The organism is Kaistella flava (ex Peng et al. 2021), from assembly GCF_015191005.1.
In the GTDB taxonomy this organism is placed as follows: domain Bacteria; phylum Bacteroidota; class Bacteroidia; order Flavobacteriales; family Weeksellaceae; genus Kaistella; species Kaistella flava.
The window spans coordinates 434,752-451,970 of the sequence record NZ_CP040442.1 but is presented as its reverse complement, the minus strand read 5'-3'; the positions used below and the strand labels follow the sequence as shown (position 1 = coordinate 451,970).

Sequence of the window (17,219 nt, the reverse complement as noted above, 5' to 3'; positions counted from 1 at the left end):
TTCACATCAGTTTCGAAAATCAAAGATTTTCAACTTTGTGTTTTTAAATATTTTGGGAACTAATTCTTATTTGATTTATGTGTTTTTTTGAAATTTAAAACAGACTCTGAATATTAAATTTTTAAAAACTAAAGCAAATAAAAAACATTGTATTTTTAATTATTAAAATAAATTTGCACATAATTAAAGAATTGATATCCTCTTTAAATAAAGTTGACCTCATCAAAACGTAAATATTAAAAACGATGACTACAAAAAATAATTACCACGATCTTCTCCAAATTCTACAACACCGATTTGAATCAAATATGAACCGTCATTCAAATTTAAATTGGGATGACATCCTGAACAAACTCAATAAAAATCCAGAAAAATTAGAATCATTACTTCAAATGGAAGAAAGTGGTGGCGAACCTGATGTGGTTGGTTTAGATGAGAAATCTGGAGAATATCTTTTCTACGATTGTGCTGCCGAAAGTCCGAAAGGTCGCAGAAGTTTCTGTTATGATAAAGAGGCGCTCGATAAAAGAAAGGAAAACAAACCTAAAAACAATGCCGTAGATGCTGCAAAATCAATGGGCATCGAAATCTTGAATGAAGAAGAATACCGCGAATTACAAACACTCGGAACGTTTGATAACAAGACTTCGAGTTGGCTGAAAACGCCGGAAAACATCAGAAAATTGGGCGGTGCTATTTTTGCTGATTTTCGATTTGATACCATTTTTATTTACCACAACGGCGCAGAATCCTATTATGCTGGGCGAGGATTTCGTGGAGTTTTGAGAGTTTAAATTTCTTTCAAAATGATCAATAAAAAAAGCCGGAAGAAAATTCTTCCGGCCTTATTATTTACCATTTCCTAATGAGGAAAATCTTGTATTAGTCAACAATAATTTTAGCAGACTGTGTTTTAGTAGTCACAAAATAAACACCTTTTGGTAATTGATTAAGATTCACTTTTTCTTTATCATTCACATTATTGATTGTTTGCAATAACTGTCCATTCAAACTGTACACTTTTACCGTTTCATTTTTATCAATTCCACTGATGAAAAACTCGTTGTTTTTTACAGGGTTTGGATAAATATTGATTTTCTGGTTTTTGATTTCTGTTGCATCAGTTCCCATTGAAGTATAGCAAGTCCAGGAAAGGTTATCGAAAGAAACTCTATTGCTGGTGGTTGTATCAATCAATTCAATTACTACATTTCCTTCCACATTGATGTTCTCAATCGTTTGGGTTTTTGCCGTTTTAGAATAAGGAATCAAACCTTTCACAACACCATTAATTTTCAAAGTGTAATTTCCTGCAGAATCAGCAAACGGAAGGTAAGTTTTAACAGTCAAAGTCCCAATACCACCTGAAATTACAGACGATTTTAAGTTCCCTTTTTTAATACAAATTGCTTTGTTAGCATCACCATCAATATAAATTTGTTTGTCAGTTCTGGCAAAAGTAGCCGTCCAAACAATACCGTTACCTGACCAAGTTCTATCACCATATGAAGAAGCTGGCGGCGTACCTCCTGTTGATACTACATTTTCAAAATCTTCTGTTCCACAAGTTGTTCCAGTTCCTGGGTCGGTTCCTGTACCCGTTTCAGTAGTTGCTTCAACCGCTGCACTATTTGCAGATTTGTTACCAGAAGCATCTTTCGCTACGATATAGAATGAATAAGTTGTTGCAGGATTTAATCCAGTTACTGTTGCGTTGGTAGTAAATGCTGTTGATTTAAATACGTTATTCACATAAATATCATATCCGCTTACCGCAACATTATCGGTAGAAGCCGTCCAGGTTAAAGAAACACTTGAAGAGCTTACACCTGAAACCGCAAGATTCATCGGAGTTGATGGTGCTTCTGTATCACCTGAACTTCCGCCACCATTGAAGGTATCTGGCCATGTATTTTGAGCATCTGGTCCACCCCAAATTACCGTTGCCAAATAAGGATTGTCGATAAAAGGATTTCTGTTTTTCTGGGTGTTTGCTACCACATTCTGTCTTTGCATTTCAAAAGCTGAAACTGGATCTTCAATATTCCATTTTAATAAAATATCTGGAAAATCAGCAGAATAGGTACTTGGATTCATTGTAATATTCAATGGCAAACATCTGCTGTTGTATCTTACATACATGTACATTAGGATTCTTGCAACATCCCCTTTCCACTCATCACCAGGATACCAACCACCACGAGCAGTCTTTCCTGCCAATGGTCCTACTCCATCATCAAAAGATAAATGTCCTCTGCTGCTGTTCAAAGAAACATCTGCCGGACGAAGGTGGTGACCATCTGCTCCTGGACCGGAAGTCCCTAAGTTTGGTGTTCCCTGTGATTTTGCATAAACGTGCTCACGGTTCCAAGACCCGCCGATTGGGCGGCTTCTCTGATGAGTTCCCGAAGCTTGTGAACCATAAATCAATAGTAAATTCGCTGGATTTTCAGGATCTACATCACTTGTTTTCATTAGCGTTTGCAATTCACTGTACGAAATGGTTTTCGTGTGAGTTGCTGTAATTAATGCTGCCAAGTCATTCTTCAGTTCGTTTTTCGTTTTATTAAAATTGATGCTCGAGTAATACGCCGGTGCGGATTGAGCATAAACGAAAAATGAAATGATACTTGCTAAAAAAGATAGTTTTAGTTTCATGTTATAATTATTTATTGTTTTCTGCGATAATTGTATTTTTATAGTAAATACAGATTGGGTTTTCTTTTACTATTATTAAAGTGGGTTGTTCGAATTCTAAGAAAGCGGTCTGATCAAAAAAATAGAGTTTTGCAGATACCTTCTCTTCAAATACAGAAGATAATACCTCAACGGTGATTCCGGTTTCTCTTTCATTAGCATTAAAAGAGATTTCCTGATTCCACTGAAAATCATTTTCTGAAAAAGACAATACATTCGTCCAAAGTCCAGGATGATTTTCACCTGCTCCTACAAAAAGTCGGTTATCAATTTCATCAATATTAATAACGTAAAGTGGTTCTTTTTTTCCGCCTACTTTAATACCTTTTCTTTGACCGATTTTGAAATGTTCAACCCCCGAATGTTCACCCACCAAAAAGCCATCGAATAAAGAATAATCTATCTTTGGCGACCTCCAAATCAACTCTTCTTTTTTAGAAAGAAAATCAGGAGCTTCTCTTTTATAAAGAGGAGACGTTGCTGGGATTTCAACAGTTTGTCCTTTGTGGGTCATTATAAAAAGATTTAAAATCCTTACCTAAAAAAGTAAGTTCAGATTACCTTCGTTTAGGGCGGGCTAAAATATATATTATATTTTAAATTTGAGGTAATAAATGTCACTTTTCTAACAATACCGTAACGATGGACTCTCACACCACAATTATTAACAATTATTTATCAAAAAATTAATTTTAATAGAAAACACTTATACTATTTCGTAACTTACTACTTTACCTTTTCTACATCATTTATTCTGGCAACCTTTCGAAAAGGAAATCGTTTGTTGGGTAAAAGGTTTCTTACCCTTTTAATAAAGACACTGTTTTTCAGAGAATCATGCATTCTAAATCATCTATTTCTTCTCTTAATCAATCCTCGAAAATATTTTGAAAATGTAAATTTTGAAACCATGTTAGATTTTTATAAAAACATTGTTAGATTAATCTAATTTTGTACTTTAGCGGTTCTAATATGTATTGTATTCTTTTTAAATCATTATGGAATTAAGTCAAAATTTAGGAATATTAAAGAAAGATCAGGTTGCTGTAATTACGGGATTATCTCCCAACTGCAGCCGCGAAGTACGACAGCGATTGCTGGATTTGGGCTTCGTTCGTGGGTCAGAAATTAGTGTTCAAAATATCAGTCCGCTCAAAAATCCTATCGCCTACAATATTCACGACACCTTGATTTCTCTAAGAAATGAAGATGCTGCCAATGTTTTAATAGAAGTAAAAGAATAGGATATGAAAACAGCGTGTGATACTTGTGAACTGAACCCGAGCGCCGAACTCAAAAAAATGGGTATTTCTGCGGGCGATTCAGATTATACGATTGCTTTGGCAGGAAATCCAAACACGGGAAAAAGTACTGTTTTTAATGCATTGACCGGTTTAAAGCAACATACCGGAAACTGGCCTGGCAAAACAGTTGTCCGTGCAGAAGGAAGTTTTTCTTATCAGAGTAACAAATATAAAATCGTAGATCTTCCGGGAACGTATTCCCTTTTATCAACTTCCGAAGATGAAGAAGTTGCCAGAGATTTTGTTTTATTTGCACAACCCGATGTTACCGTCGTGGTCGTTGATGCAAGTCGTCTTCAAAGAAATTTAAGTCTGGTTTTACAAATTTTAGAAATCACCAATAAAGTGGTTCTTTGTTTAAACTTAATGGATGAAGCCCGTCGCCATCAAATCTCAATTGATGTAAGAACTTTATCTAAAGATTTGGGAATTCCGGTGGTACAAACCAGTGCACGTTCTAAAGAAGGAATTCCAGAATTGTTAGCAGCGATTAAACAAGTTGCCGACGGAACTTTCCAAGTAAGCAAAAACACTTCTTTTCAGTTAAATTCTAAAAGTGGAAAAGCAGTTTCTGAAATCGAAGGTTTATTAACTGAATTAGATCCTACTTTACCCAATACCAATTGGATTGCGATTCGCTTAATCGAGGATGATGAAAGTATTGTGAAGGCTTTACAAGAAGGCAGACTTTCTCAGGAAATCAATTCTGATAATTTACTGGAAACATTAATTGTAGCAAAACAATTCCGTGAAAACCTGGGCGATGAATACCGCAATGATTTGGTAGAAAGCATTTATGCGAAATCGGCCCAATTGGTTAAGGATTCAGTTTCCTCCGATAAAACAAAACGTTCCTTTCGTGTGGACAGAGCCATTGATCATATTGTGACGCATCGAATTTGGGGCTTTCCAATCATGTTCTTATTATTAGGAATTATCCTTTGGATCACGATTGTCGGATCCAATTATCCGTCGCAAATGCTGTCGTCTTTATTATTAGATACGATTCATCCACTATTAAAAACGGGCGCAGTTAACTTGAATTTTCCCTGGTGGTTAAGTGGTTTCCTGGTCGATGGAGTTTATCTGGGAACAGCCTGGGTCATTGCAGTGATGTTGCCACCAATGGCAATTTTCTTTCCTTTATTTACTTTGCTGGAAGACTTTGGATATTTACCAAGAGTAGCTTTTAATCTCGATAGAATATTTAAAAAATCGGGAGCTCACGGAAAACAGGCGTTAACAATGAGTATGGGTTTTGGTTGTAATGCTGCCGGAGTGGTCGCTACCAGAATCATTAACAGTCCAAGAGAAAAACTGATTGCCATTATTACCAATAATTTCTCACTGTGTAATGGAAGATGGCCGACTCAGATTATTATTGCAACCATATTTCTGGGCGTTCTGGTTCCGAGTCAATGGGCAGGAACTGTTTCGATGTTAGCCGTTATCGGAATTGCTATTTTAGGAATTGCCTTTACTTTTTTCACGTCCTGGCTTTTATCGAAAACATTATTAAAAGGAGAATCATCTTTCTTTACTTTAGAACTTCCACCTTACCGACCACCGAATGTTTTACAAACGGTTTACACTTCATTAATCGACCGAACTTTAATCGTATTGTGGAGAGCAATCGTTTTTGCAGCACCGGCCGGAGCAGTGATCTGGCTCATCTCCAATATTATGATTGGCAATCAAAGTATTGCTTTATGGATGATTAATGGATTAGATCCGTTCGGAATGTTCATTGGTTTAAATGGAGTGATTATCTTAGCCTATATCGTTGCAATTCCAGCAAACGAAATTGTAATTCCAACGATTCTGATGCTGACCACTTTAACGATTGGAAACACCGCTTTAGGAGCTGGTGCAGGCGTCATGTTTGAAGGAAGTGATTCAGAAATCGCCAATTTATTACACGCAGGTGGTTGGACAACACTCACTGCGGTTAATCTGATGCTGTTCAGTTTACTTCACAATCCTTGCAGTACTACGATTTATACCATCTACAAAGAAACCAACAGTCGCAAATGGACTTTCGTGGCAACGATACTTCCGGTTATTTATGGATTGGTTGTTTGTTTTATGGTTGCTCAGATTTGGCACTTTTTAGAATAATAGAATTTAGGACGAATATTAAAAATTTAAAACCACAAAGTCACAAAAGTTAAGTTGATTAAAAGTTTAAAATTATATTCAATAAAGATCACAAAACCTTTGTTACTAGTTGGAGAAAACCACAAAGTCACAAAGGTGAATTGATTACAAAGTTTAAAATTATATCGCAATAAAGAGTACAAAACCTTTATTACTTATTGCAGAAAAACATAACATCACAAAAGGTAATTGATTAAAAAGTTTAAAATTATATTTTATAAAGATCAGAAAACCTTTGTTACTTGTTGCAGAAAACCACAAAGTCACAAAAGTTAAGTTGATTAAAAGTTTAAAATTATACTCCATCAAGAACATAAAGCCTTTGTTGCTTTTTGTAGAAAACCACAAAGTCACAAATTTAAGTTGATAATAAGTTTAAAATTATATTCCATCAAGAACACAAACCTTTATTACTTTTTGTAGAAAACCTGAAAGCTATAAGTGATTTTTGTAGCTGTGAAAGTATATTAATTTTTCTGTGACAAGAAGAAATGCCTGAACTTATAGCCCTGATGGGAGCGGCATCCCCGCATAGCGGGATATAGCGGACAGCGGGACGGGATTAGTAAGAAGCGAAAGTTTTGGTGCTTCTTATTAGTAATCTCATTATTAAGTTTGTTCTTAATTATCAGCTTCTAATTTTTCTCATCAAGAATCTTGTGCCGTATTTTTTTGCCTTGATTTTCAAAACAGGATAAAAAAAGACCCGCAATTGCGGGTCTGGGTATTAAAGAATAAATCGCTTGGTTAGCTTTTCACCTTTCGGGGTTGTAATCATTAAAACGTAAACTCCTTTCGGTAAACCGGCAGTAGAGAAAGATTCTCCTTTTCCACCTTGGCGGATTAAGCTTCCACTCATGCTGTAAACTGCATAACTATTTGAAGTTTCATTCCAACGAACGGTATTTGAAGTTTTATCAACATAAACCAAAAGACTGTTTTTTAAGGATGTCGATTGCGTATTCAAAGCTGTGAATGGTAAATCATGAAAATCAATGGTCATATTATAATTTCCAGTCGTGTATAATAGAGCCAGTTTCTTAATATTATCATTCGAATCTGTGATATAACTGCTGCCCACCAAATCTCCTTTGGTGTTGTCTCCTTGTGCTTCAAAGATAATTTCAGTTTCATTTTTTGCAACACGTAAAATATTATATGCTTTACCTCCTGCCAAATGCTTGCTTACATAAGTATAAGTCGGTTGATTGTCATTTAGATAAAGATTCGGCGTCATCGCTTGGTCATAAAGCAACGGCGTAAAATTCATCACATTCTCTCCTAAAGAAAGCTTGGTCGCTTTTTTAAATTGACCTTGACTGTCATAGTGATTAATTTTACCAAAAGATTGCGCACCTACCACATCCAGATCAGGCATCCCGAAAAGGTAATCGTAAGAATCTCCCACTGGCATACGGTTGAAATTTAAAGAAAGTAATTCGCCGTTATAATAAGCCGGAAATTCATAAGCTGAGGTCCAGCTTTTCATGTTAAACATATTTAAACCGCCTACCATCTCGTCATCTCCTATGAACAAACCGATTTGATCATCATGTCCTGGAAGTTCCTGCAATTCGACACGGCCGATAATATCCTTTTCTAAACTTCTGATTCGGTTCCCATTTTCATCGCCTACGAAATAATGATTCCATTCTCGATCTCCCAACAAATCAAAATAGTAAACACTGTAAAGCACTTCAATTGCTTCATCATCATTAAAGGTTTTGTCTGTAACATCATACTTTCCGTAACCGTAGAACATCCCGAACTCCGCCATTGGAATCGTATAAGGCTCTTCTGGATAAGCGGAAGAAATATCTAAAGCAATGCTTTTCTTCAGGTTTAAATCAAAATCATAAATTCCTACAATCAAATGGTTATCTGGAAATACTTCGAAAGTATCATTATCCATAAACAGTTTCTCATAATGTGCCAAAACCATTGACGGTACACCTTTAACATTCATGAAGTTCGCAGGAGAGCCCGACATAAAGTTTAAAAGATCAAAAGGAATCGCCATGCTTTTATCTAAAGAGAAATCTGCAATATTATAATTGGAGATCAACATCTGATCCTCTTCATCGTGGAAAGTCATTATTTTACGTCCTGTCGAAGTTTCCACTACTTTTGCACCGAATCCATCAAGAGTAGCAACTATTTCTCCAGTTTCTGTCACGATAAAAACAGAATCACGCTGATTTTCCGGTCCGCCATTTCCTACAAAATGATGAACGTAGATCATGAAGTTTCTTTTTCCGTCGGCATCATAATAATATTCATTCAACATCCCAAAATTGTTCGCAGATTCCGGTAAGGCTACCGTAAACGATTTAGTTACATTAATCTGATCATCGAGTAACCTCACCGTCACCTTGGCATCAACACCATAATTATAATTGATTAGAAAAAGCTGTTTTTCCTCTTGAGAAACCGATTTCACTTCCCCCCAAAGTTGAGTATAGATACTGGCCGAAGGAGTAACGCTTTTAGAAGTTACATTGGCCGGAACCGCTCCACCCTTTCCAGAAATTGTACCGGTAAAAAGTTGCGCGCGATTAAGGTCGTGATTACGTTTATAATCTTTGAGTGATTTCTTCTTTTGAACAGAAGAAGTTGGCTGATCGTGAAGAGCAATTTTTGTCTGAGCAGTTGCGAAAATAAAACTTCCCACCACCAGAACAGAACATAATAATTTTTTCATAAATAAATTTTAATTGCCTAAAACTAGGGATATAAGTAGAAGCACAGCAGTACTACTCTTTCAAAATTCACGAATTTCACAAGGGTAAATAAAGACCTAACTCTTTATTTATCAGAAGCATTTACTGGAAAATTCAGTTTAATTTTAATGGCAAATAATCGAAGCCGAAAATATTACATCGACATCGCTTTACTTTATATATTCATGAATATCACAATATATTCCACTTAAATCAGCTTGTTAAATAGTAAATTTCAAAAATAAATAAGGATATACTATTTTGATTTATTGATTAAAACAATTTCGTTCCTTAATATTTTCAAATTGCTAACTAATTCTTATTTGACTAATCTGGTTTTATTAAAACTTGAACAGGCTCCAATTTTCACTTCTAAAAAACAATTCGAGCTTTCTAAAATATCACCTGTGCTGCCCCACTAAAATTTACCGTAAATTGCAACGAAATAAAAACATAGACTATGAAAATAAAACAAACTGGACTTTTACTTTTACTAAGTTTTCTTTTGACTTCATGTGTGGTTTCTACCGCTGCTAAAATCGTTACCACAACTGCTAAAATTGGATATTCTGCAGTGAAAGGAACCGTAAAAGGCGTAGGTTGGGCCGTTAAAAAAGCGGAAGGAAAAATCGATGAAGACCGACTGAATGGAACCTGGAAAGTAGTTGGTGTTTATAATGGAACTTACGAACAGTTTGCCCAGGACAGTGATCCGGCAAATAATTTCAAAAGCGAATGTGCAGAAGGTTTTGAGATCATAGAATTCAAATCTAAAAAAGGGAAATTTCAACCTGTTCATTGTCAATCCGAAAAAGAAGATTGGGTGAAATACAAGTTCGAATTTGGTAAAAACCCTCAAACTAAAAACAAAGAAAATTACCTGAAATACAATTCAAGCAACTATATTTCAATCATTGATGTAACGAGTAAAACGATGGTTTTAGAAGGAAACTTAATGCAGAGTTATGCTTTTTCTGGTGGGAAATTGTATCTGTTTGAAAAAGTGAAATAAGCTCCTGTTATTGTAGCCGGGAAAATTGGTAAATTAACTCTTTCAATGATCACTCTTTAAAAGGAGATTACCAGGTCTTTAAATACGATCAAAATTTCTTCTGAGCAAAAAGCAACTTAATTATTTAAAAATTAGGAAGTGATTTTAGGGAGAATTTATAAATAATTACAATTTATCTTGCATCGTGTTAATTTATTTTGTACCTTATCAGATAATTAAAAAACAAATATTAAAATATGGCGGATTCTTTCTCCAAAAAAGAAAACTTTAAGAAGAAACTTCAAAAGCAAAAAGAAAAGGCAATGCGACGTGAAGAGCGCAAAGAAAGCAATGATAAAGGAAAAGGGCTTGATGACATGATCATGTATGTAGATGCAAACGGTCAGTTTACAAGCACACCTCCCGAAAGAAGGAATGTAGATGATGATGAGAATATGGACTTAAGTCATATTCAACTGGGCGCAGCACCAATTGAAGCTGAAAATCCTATAAAATCGGGTATCGTTACTTTTCTTAGTGAAAAGGGTTATGGTTTTATTACCGAAGACAAATCCAAAGAAAACATTTTCTTCCACAGCAATAACTGCGCAGAGATGGTTAAGAAAGGCAACAAAGTAGCCTTCGAAATAGAAAAGTCTCCAAAAGGACTTTCTGCGATAGACATTAAACTTGTTAAGTAGTACCTTAAAATAAAAAAGCTTCGAAAGAAGCTTTTTTTTTATTTAGAGCACTTAGTCCTTATATACTACCAAAAATGAGAACTGATTGATAAGATTTATTTTTCCCAACGGACGCTAACAATAATCTCATTTCTTCGATCCAACAATTGATAGGGAGCATTGTATCCTAAAAAACGGAAGTTGCCGAAATATTCGATTCCATTTGCTTTTAAGTCATTTTCTAATTGGGTAGCGTATTTTTTAATTTCCTCATCGTTTGCAAAGCCACCAAACTGAATCGCAGCAACGTATTCTTCAGCAGTGGTTTCAATTTTAATATCTGAATTATCTGGTTTCGGCAGATTATCTTTGTTATATTCAGAAGGCATTACAAAACTCATCGAAGATTGGGTACTATTAATATCCATATGAACCGGCGAGGTCATGGCAATATTTTTTTTAGACTTATTTCCACCAAATATAAAAGAAGCCAATTTTCTAAAACCTGTAGAAGATAATTCTCTGTAAGATTTCGCGTCCATTGAAACCGTGGCCATCGTAGCCGGAGGATATCGTCGAATCTCAAAATCTTTTTCTTTCTTAATAACCTGATAAGGTTGCGTTTCAGTTTTCGCCATGATAAAGTAAATTTGAGTCCCTAAGAACAGGACGACTATTGCAGTGAGTATTATTATAAAAGTTTTCATGATTCAGAACATTTAATGATTAGAATTTCAAATTGATCCACTGAAGATTTACTTTCTACTTTTCTTGCCTGTATTTTGCCCGTGAAATTATTTTTTCCTCTTCTCTATCAATAAGAAGTTGTGCAATAATTTCCGCAGACCGCACTGTAGTTTCTTTATTTTCAGCCAACTTTTGCTTTAGTTTCTGTTCAGAAATATCCACGCGGTACAGAATACTCAGTAAACGGTTGAAATCATTTCGAATCAGATCATCAATGAAACTAACTAAAACTTCGAATTGCTCTGCATCAGATTTTTCACCGGAATGATCTTCTATTTGAAGATTGTTGACCACGGCGATAAGCGCTTTATTATTTTCCATTTTATGTTATTCAAATTAAAGCAAATCCTTCCTCCTTTAAAACCCTATAAAATTGCAGTCAATCATTTATCACCAGTTTCAAAATGCTGCAAAAATCCCAACTTTTATAATACCGGTATTCTCTACCTTAAATTTAAAGAATATTTACTTATTAATTTTACATCATTCTTTAAAATATTTGAAAGATAGTTACTTCGACTTTAAACAGTTATAGAAAGGTTCAGCAGCACTGAAATCTTAAGCAACAAAAAGAAAAAAGCTTCTTTCGAAGCCTTTTAGTAATTTTTTTTATGAGGTTTTATTTAAAATTATTAACATAATCGTCAATCGTTTTTAACTCTTCTTTGCTTAATTTAATGTCAATTGCTTTCGCATTTTGAGTGGCTTGCTTGGCATTTCTGGCGCCCGCTAAAGCGATGGTAATTCCCGGTCTTTCAATCGTCCATCTCAAAACTAACTGACTTAAACTTGCTTCATGAGCATCTGCAATTGGTTTTATTTGAGCTAAAAGCTCATTGGTCTTTTTAACGAAATCGGGTTGAAAGTGAGCTAAATCTGCTCTGTGATCACCTTCCGCAAATTGATGTCCCGGCTGAATTTTCCCAGTCAACAAACCTCTTTCCATGGGACTATAGGCTAAAATCGATTTATTATTTTTGATACAGTAAGGAACAGTCTCTTCTTCAATTTCTCTCGTTACCATACTGAAGGGGATTTGGTTCGAAACCAAATTAACAGTTTCGTTCGCCTTTGCCATTTGTTCTGCATTGTAATTACAAACGCCCGCAAATCTAACCTTCCCCTGTTCAATCAATCTTGAAACCGCTTCAAAAGTTTCATCAATCGGTGTTGTTAAATCTGGCCAGTGAATCTGGTATAAATCAATATAATCGGTGCCTAACCTTTTTAAACTTTGTTCACATTCATAAATGACACTTTCTTTTCCGGCGTATTTATAAATATCAATTTTGTTTCCATCATTATCTTTAGAATGCATGCCCAAAGTCCCTTTTGTTAAATCCCACCGCATTCCAAATTTCGTTAGAATCTGTAATTGGTCTCTGGAAATTCCTTTAATCGCCTCACCCACAATTTCTTCACTGGTTCCCTGTCCATAAACTGGCGCAGTATCTATGGAAGTAACGCCCAAATCGTAAGAGGATTTGATGGCTTCAATGGCATCATTTCTGTCCGTACTTCCCCACATCCAACCTCCGGCAGCCCAAGCTCCGAACGTAATTGCAGATAATTCTAAATCGCTGTGTCCTAATTTTCTATATTCCATTTTTAAATTTTTGGTGAATTGATACTGATTCGAAAAAGAGATATTATATTTTAATAATAGTAAATCAAACTTAAAGATATAACTGCACATCGACAACAATAATTTGACCAACACGGTTCTATGGCAATCTTAAATTTTCAATAGTGAGAAGAGCGACAATCTATTTTTTATGATGGTTTCGACAAGCTCAACCACCATAACGACTCCTAAATCATCTTGAGCCTGAGCTTGCCCCGGTACCTGAGTCTTCCGCGGTGCCTGAGCCTTCCGGGGTGCCTGAGCCTGTCGAAGGCACTCATTCCCCACTTTGATTATTTCTAGAAAAAAGCGGCAAATCTTCAGACCTATTTTCAATCAGGGCTTCTTTCTTCTTACGGCTCCAACCTTGAACCTGTTTTTCCCTATAAAATGCATCCGCAATGTCCTGATATTCTTCATAATAAACCAAGACTACCGGAAGCCTTTTTCTGGTGTGGTTAGCACCTTCTCCGCTTTGATGTTGTGCTAACCGTAATTCAAGATCTACAGTACTACCAGTATAGTAACTGTCGTCCGCACATTTTAAAATATACATGAATCCTTTAGCCATTATATGGTTTTTTTTATGATCGTGTGGTTTCGACAGGCTCAATCTCAATTGTCGCACAAAAAGAAAATATCTTAAAAATACAAATATTTCCTGGTGCCTGAGCCTGCCATGGTGCCTGAGCCTGTCGAAGGCACAGCACGGTGGTTTCGACAAGCTCAACCACCACGTAATTTACGAGGTGAGTAGATAATCACGATGCAGAAATTCCTTAAAGCCACGCATCTCATCTTCAATAGTACAAGAACCACCGCACCAGTGCGTGTACCGATTATAAAGCAAGGCCTTTAACGAAAGCGGAATACCATCTTCCTCATCATAAAGTGGCAACACATCTTGTTTATACTCAATCACTCGCGGATTATCCTCTGCTCTTTCGTCTGCATTTTCGACCCACATTTTTTCGTAATACCAAAAATTGGAGTTCAAGCAGGACTTTGGACATTCTATTTCTCCTTTGTAGTAGTGGGTAAATTGGAGGTGTGGATTTTTGAGAGACATTGTGATTTTATTTTAGTGGGAGAGAAAATACTTATTTAGAGAAAAAGACTCATAAAAGAATAGCAAAATCTATCTTAAATTCTACATTTTATGATTCGATGTACTGAGCCCATCGCGGTGCCTGAGCCTGTCGAAGGCATCGCAAATTGGTTTCGACAAGCTCAACCACCGAGAGGATCTCAACCATCACACAAAAAACAAATATCTTAAAAATACAACTATTTCCTGGTGTCTCAACCTGCCGTGGTGCCTGAGCCCATCCTTGTGCCTGAGCCTGTCGAAGGTACATTCTATGATAGTTTCGACAGGCTCAACCACCACGTAATTTACGAGGTTCGTAGATAATCACGATACAAAAAATCCTTAAAATCTCGCACGTCATCTTCTAAGGCGTAACCTCCGCACCAATGGGTGTAACGGTTATAGAGTAAAGCTTTCAATGAAAGCGGAATACCATCTTCCTCATTATACAATGGAAGCACATCCTGCCGATACTCCAAAACACGAGGATGATTTTCAGCTCTATCCTCTTCATTTTCAACCCACTTTCTTTCGTATTCCCAAAGAAGCTGCGCATTGTTTACCCGATTTATAGGTTCGGTTCCTGGACCTTTGTAGAAACGAGTAAATTCGAAGAGTGGATTTGTTTTTGACATTAAAATTTTATTTTTAAAATTAGAGAAAATACTAATTTAAAGAAAGGGCTTATAGGAGCGTGGACAAATTAATTCCTAATTTATACACCTTTTTTTAACTCCCCCGCTGCGCAAAGTCTCCGACTTTGAGCCACAACATTCTCACTCCTCATCATTATTATATTTCCAAAAGTCATTTGTTGTAGTGGGGTCTATGATTGGATGATCTGCTAATTCTAAAACGGTTATTGATGAATTTACAACTTTTTTAGTTATTAGTAAATTGAAGATTATATAATTAATTTGCTCAAAGTCTGAGACTTTTGCGCAACGGTTGCCTGAGCCTGTCGAAGACACCGCAAAGTGGCTTCGACAGGCTCAGCCACCAAGAAAATAATCGCCAGGTGCCTGAGCTTGTCGAAGGCACTACTCCGCTGCGCAAAGTCTCCGACTTTGAGCCACAACACTCTCACTCCTCATATTTATTATATTTCCAAAAATCAATTGTTTTATTGGGGTCTGTGATTGGCTGATCTGCTAATTCTAAAACGGTTATTGATAATATAACAACTGTTTTAGTTATTAGTAAATTGAAGATTATATAGTTAATATGCTCAAAGTCTCAGACTTTGCGCAGCGGGAATCTTTTTTTTTGTTTTGGGGTGTTTTACCTTTGGTGGATTCAAGTAATAAATGCAACATGATCAAAATTATTTAGTTGTTCGGCAAATATTTCATTGGGCGTTTTGTACCCAAATCTTTTCCTAGGTCTATTGTTTAAAATATAAGTTACATCTTGTATTTGTTCTTTTGTGATATTTTCAAAGTTATGCTTTTTAGGAAAATATTGTCTTATTAATCCATTCAAATTTTCATTCGCTCCTCTTTCCCAACTGTGGTATGGTTTGGCAAAATAGTAGCTTATATTGAGTGCTTCTGCTATCGCTTGATGATTTGCAAATTCTTTTCCATTGTCAGAGGTTATAGTTTTGATCAGAGGTTTCCAATCTTGTAATAACTCGATGGTTTTCTTCTCAATTTCAGCAGCTTCTTTACTACCTACTTTTCCCATAAATAGTACACCAGAGGCTCTGTCATTAATAGTTAGTAAGGCTCCTTTGTGATCTTTCCCTATGACCAAATCTATTTCTAAATCTCCTAATCTATTCTTCTTTTCAACTATTGAAGGGCGCTGACTAATGTCCACTCTACCAACAATAAGACCTCTTTTGTCTTTTAAATGACCTCTTTTTTTATACTTCTTTCCCTGGGTTCGAAGATGCCGATACAATTTACCTCCTCTGCGTTTATCTTCCCAAATGTATTGGTAAATTCTTTCACCAGATACCATACTTACCTTATCAACTTTAGATCTACCCACGATCTGTTCTGGGCTATAATCCTTAATCAAATAACACAAAATATTCACTTCTATCTCTGCTGTTAATGAGCATTTTTTCCTTTTTATTTGATGCCTATTTTGAGCCTTTTTATCGGCTAATTTTGCTTTGTATGTCCCACTTCTTTGATCCGCATTTCGCTTGATTTCTCTGGAAATTACACTTTTGTCTTTGCCTACAAAGTTGGCTATTTCAGAAATGCTGATTCCAGTACTTCTATAAGTTTCTATTTGGTATCTTTGTTCCAACGTTAAATGAGCCATCTGTTTTTAGAGTTTTGCAACCCAAAGATAAGATGAAATTTTTCGCCGACTGCTGGGATAGCTTCTGTTCCTAGGAACAGAAGCTATCCCAGCAGTCTTTTATTAACCGTTGCATTTATTAATTGAATGTAAGTTTGATTTTTGTTTTCTTTATAATTTTTAATGTTTTTCTAAAATTGAAAATCCAGTTATAAGAAAGCTTATAAATGCCATTAATAAAATTAAATTAGATTACTTAGATTGGTAATTCGTTTAAGATTTTTTTCTGAGTTCTCCAATTCGGTAAATATCGATCCATGAGAATAATGAAATTCTTGTTATGATTCCTTTCTAATAAATGAACCAGTTCATGCACAACAATATATTCGATGCATTCTATGGGCTTTTTGATGAGTTCAATATTAAAATTCAGAGTTCTATTTTCATTGTTACAACTCCCCCATTTGGTTTTCATCTTACGCACGCTGTAAGTATCAACCGTAAGATTCATAATTGGTAAATGGTGCATTAACAGTTTACCTAAAATGGTGTTCAGTTCTCTGCGGTACCAATTGTCAAGTTGTTTCTGTTTCTGTGCAGTGGTGTAATGCGCAGGAGAAAAGAGTTCTATTACGTGATGATGAGTTTCAACATACGCTCTTTTAGCTTCTGTAACTTTTAGCAAATATCTTTTACCCAGAAAATAATGACTTTCCCTCGTAATCATTAATTTCTCACCTTCTCTTTCCTGGCTGGCAATTTTCTTTTGTTCGCGTTTGATCCAGCCAATTTTCGTGGTGAGATAAACCCGAACTTTTTCAAGATCAAAATATTCCGGAGAGGAAACCGTCACTTTTCCATGTGGTGGATGAACGCTTAAGTGCAGGTTTTTAATAGGTTTAAATTTAACTTCAACCTCTAAACTCCCAATTTGTAAATGCTCTGTTCGCATT

At 35.7% G+C, this 17,219-nt stretch carries 16 protein-coding genes; 5 read left to right on the top strand and 11 right to left on the bottom strand.

Features of this window, described 5'->3' with window-relative positions:
- Positions 1–245: 245 nt before the first annotated feature.
- Complete coding sequence (locus tag Q73A0000_RS02010) at positions 246–794, top strand: DUF4256 domain-containing protein (protein ID WP_193812426.1); 549 nt, start codon at positions 246–248, stop codon at positions 792–794.
- Between the two features lie 88 nt (positions 795–882).
- Here the strand turns inward: Q73A0000_RS02010 and Q73A0000_RS02005 are convergent, their stop codons facing one another.
- Both Q73A0000_RS02005 and Q73A0000_RS02000 read right to left on the bottom strand, forming a co-directional pair.
- Positions 883–2,658 (bottom strand): endonuclease, encoded by a 1,776-nt coding sequence (locus tag Q73A0000_RS02005; protein WP_193812425.1) that lies wholly within the window; start codon positions 2,656–2,658, stop codon positions 883–885.
- Positions 2,659–2,665: 7 nt separating this feature from the next.
- Positions 2,666–3,211, bottom strand: a complete 546-nt coding sequence (locus Q73A0000_RS02000) for a tRNA methyl transferase PRC-barrel domain-containing protein (RefSeq protein ID WP_193812424.1) — start codon at positions 3,209–3,211, stop codon at positions 2,666–2,668.
- 484 nt (positions 3,212–3,695) lie between these two features.
- On the opposite strand from Q73A0000_RS02000, the gene Q73A0000_RS01995 reads away from it, so the two are divergent.
- On the top strand, positions 3,696–3,941 hold the full coding sequence (locus tag Q73A0000_RS01995; protein ID WP_193812423.1) for a ferrous iron transport protein A: 246 nt from the start codon (positions 3,696–3,698) through the stop codon (positions 3,939–3,941).
- A 3-nt stretch (positions 3,942–3,944) separates the two neighbouring features.
- Entirely contained in the window at positions 3,945–6,119 is a 2,175-nt protein-coding gene (feoB, locus tag Q73A0000_RS01990) for a ferrous iron transport protein B (protein ID WP_193812422.1), read from the top strand.
- Positions 6,120–6,885: 766 nt separating this feature from the next.
- On the opposite strand, the gene Q73A0000_RS01985 is transcribed toward feoB, so the two are convergent.
- Positions 6,886–8,859, bottom strand: a complete 1,974-nt coding sequence (locus Q73A0000_RS01985; RefSeq protein WP_193812421.1) for a T9SS type A sorting domain-containing protein — start codon at positions 8,857–8,859, stop codon at positions 6,886–6,888.
- A gap of 479 nt (positions 8,860–9,338) precedes the next feature.
- Here Q73A0000_RS01985 and Q73A0000_RS01980 point away from each other — a divergent pair, with 479 nt between their 5' ends.
- Both Q73A0000_RS01980 and Q73A0000_RS01975 read left to right on the top strand, forming a co-directional pair.
- Positions 9,339–9,890 carry a hypothetical protein gene (locus tag Q73A0000_RS01980; RefSeq protein WP_244140785.1) on the top strand — a complete coding sequence of 184 codons (552 nt, stop codon included), beginning with the start codon at positions 9,339–9,341 and terminating at the stop codon, positions 9,888–9,890.
- Positions 9,891–10,126: 236 nt separating this feature from the next.
- Positions 10,127–10,570: a cold shock domain-containing protein gene (locus Q73A0000_RS01975; protein WP_193812420.1), complete on the top strand. Its 444-nt coding sequence runs from the start codon at positions 10,127–10,129 to the stop codon at positions 10,568–10,570.
- A gap of 95 nt (positions 10,571–10,665) precedes the next feature.
- Here the strand turns inward: Q73A0000_RS01975 and Q73A0000_RS01970 are convergent, their stop codons facing one another.
- The 8 genes from Q73A0000_RS01970 to Q73A0000_RS01935 form a co-directional block, all read right to left on the bottom strand.
- Positions 10,666–11,256 (bottom strand): SOUL family heme-binding protein, encoded by a 591-nt coding sequence (locus Q73A0000_RS01970; protein WP_208458797.1) that lies wholly within the window; start codon positions 11,254–11,256, stop codon positions 10,666–10,668.
- 55 nt (positions 11,257–11,311) lie between these two features.
- On the bottom strand, positions 11,312–11,617 hold the full coding sequence (locus Q73A0000_RS01965) for a hypothetical protein (RefSeq protein WP_193812418.1): 306 nt from the start codon (positions 11,615–11,617) through the stop codon (positions 11,312–11,314).
- A 298-nt stretch (positions 11,618–11,915) separates the two neighbouring features.
- On the bottom strand, positions 11,916–12,902 hold the full coding sequence (locus Q73A0000_RS01960; protein ID WP_193812417.1) for an aldo/keto reductase: 987 nt from the start codon (positions 12,900–12,902) through the stop codon (positions 11,916–11,918).
- A 295-nt stretch (positions 12,903–13,197) separates the two neighbouring features.
- Positions 13,198–13,491: a GIY-YIG nuclease family protein gene (locus tag Q73A0000_RS01955; protein WP_193812416.1), complete on the bottom strand. Its 294-nt coding sequence runs from the start codon at positions 13,489–13,491 to the stop codon at positions 13,198–13,200.
- 171 nt (positions 13,492–13,662) lie between these two features.
- The gene (locus Q73A0000_RS01950; RefSeq protein ID WP_193812415.1) at positions 13,663–13,917 is read right to left on the bottom strand and encodes a hypothetical protein; all 255 of its coding nucleotides are present in this window, start codon (positions 13,915–13,917) and stop codon (positions 13,663–13,665) included.
- Positions 13,918–14,315: 398 nt separating this feature from the next.
- Complete coding sequence (locus Q73A0000_RS01945; protein ID WP_193812414.1) at positions 14,316–14,645, bottom strand: hypothetical protein; 330 nt, start codon at positions 14,643–14,645, stop codon at positions 14,316–14,318.
- A gap of 661 nt (positions 14,646–15,306) precedes the next feature.
- Positions 15,307–16,287, bottom strand: a complete 981-nt coding sequence (locus Q73A0000_RS01940) for an IS30 family transposase (protein WP_193810852.1) — start codon at positions 16,285–16,287, stop codon at positions 15,307–15,309.
- 235 nt (positions 16,288–16,522) lie between these two features.
- Complete coding sequence (locus Q73A0000_RS01935) at positions 16,523–17,218, bottom strand: M48 family metallopeptidase (protein WP_193812413.1); 696 nt, start codon at positions 17,216–17,218, stop codon at positions 16,523–16,525.
- Position 17,219: the final 1 nt, after the last annotated feature.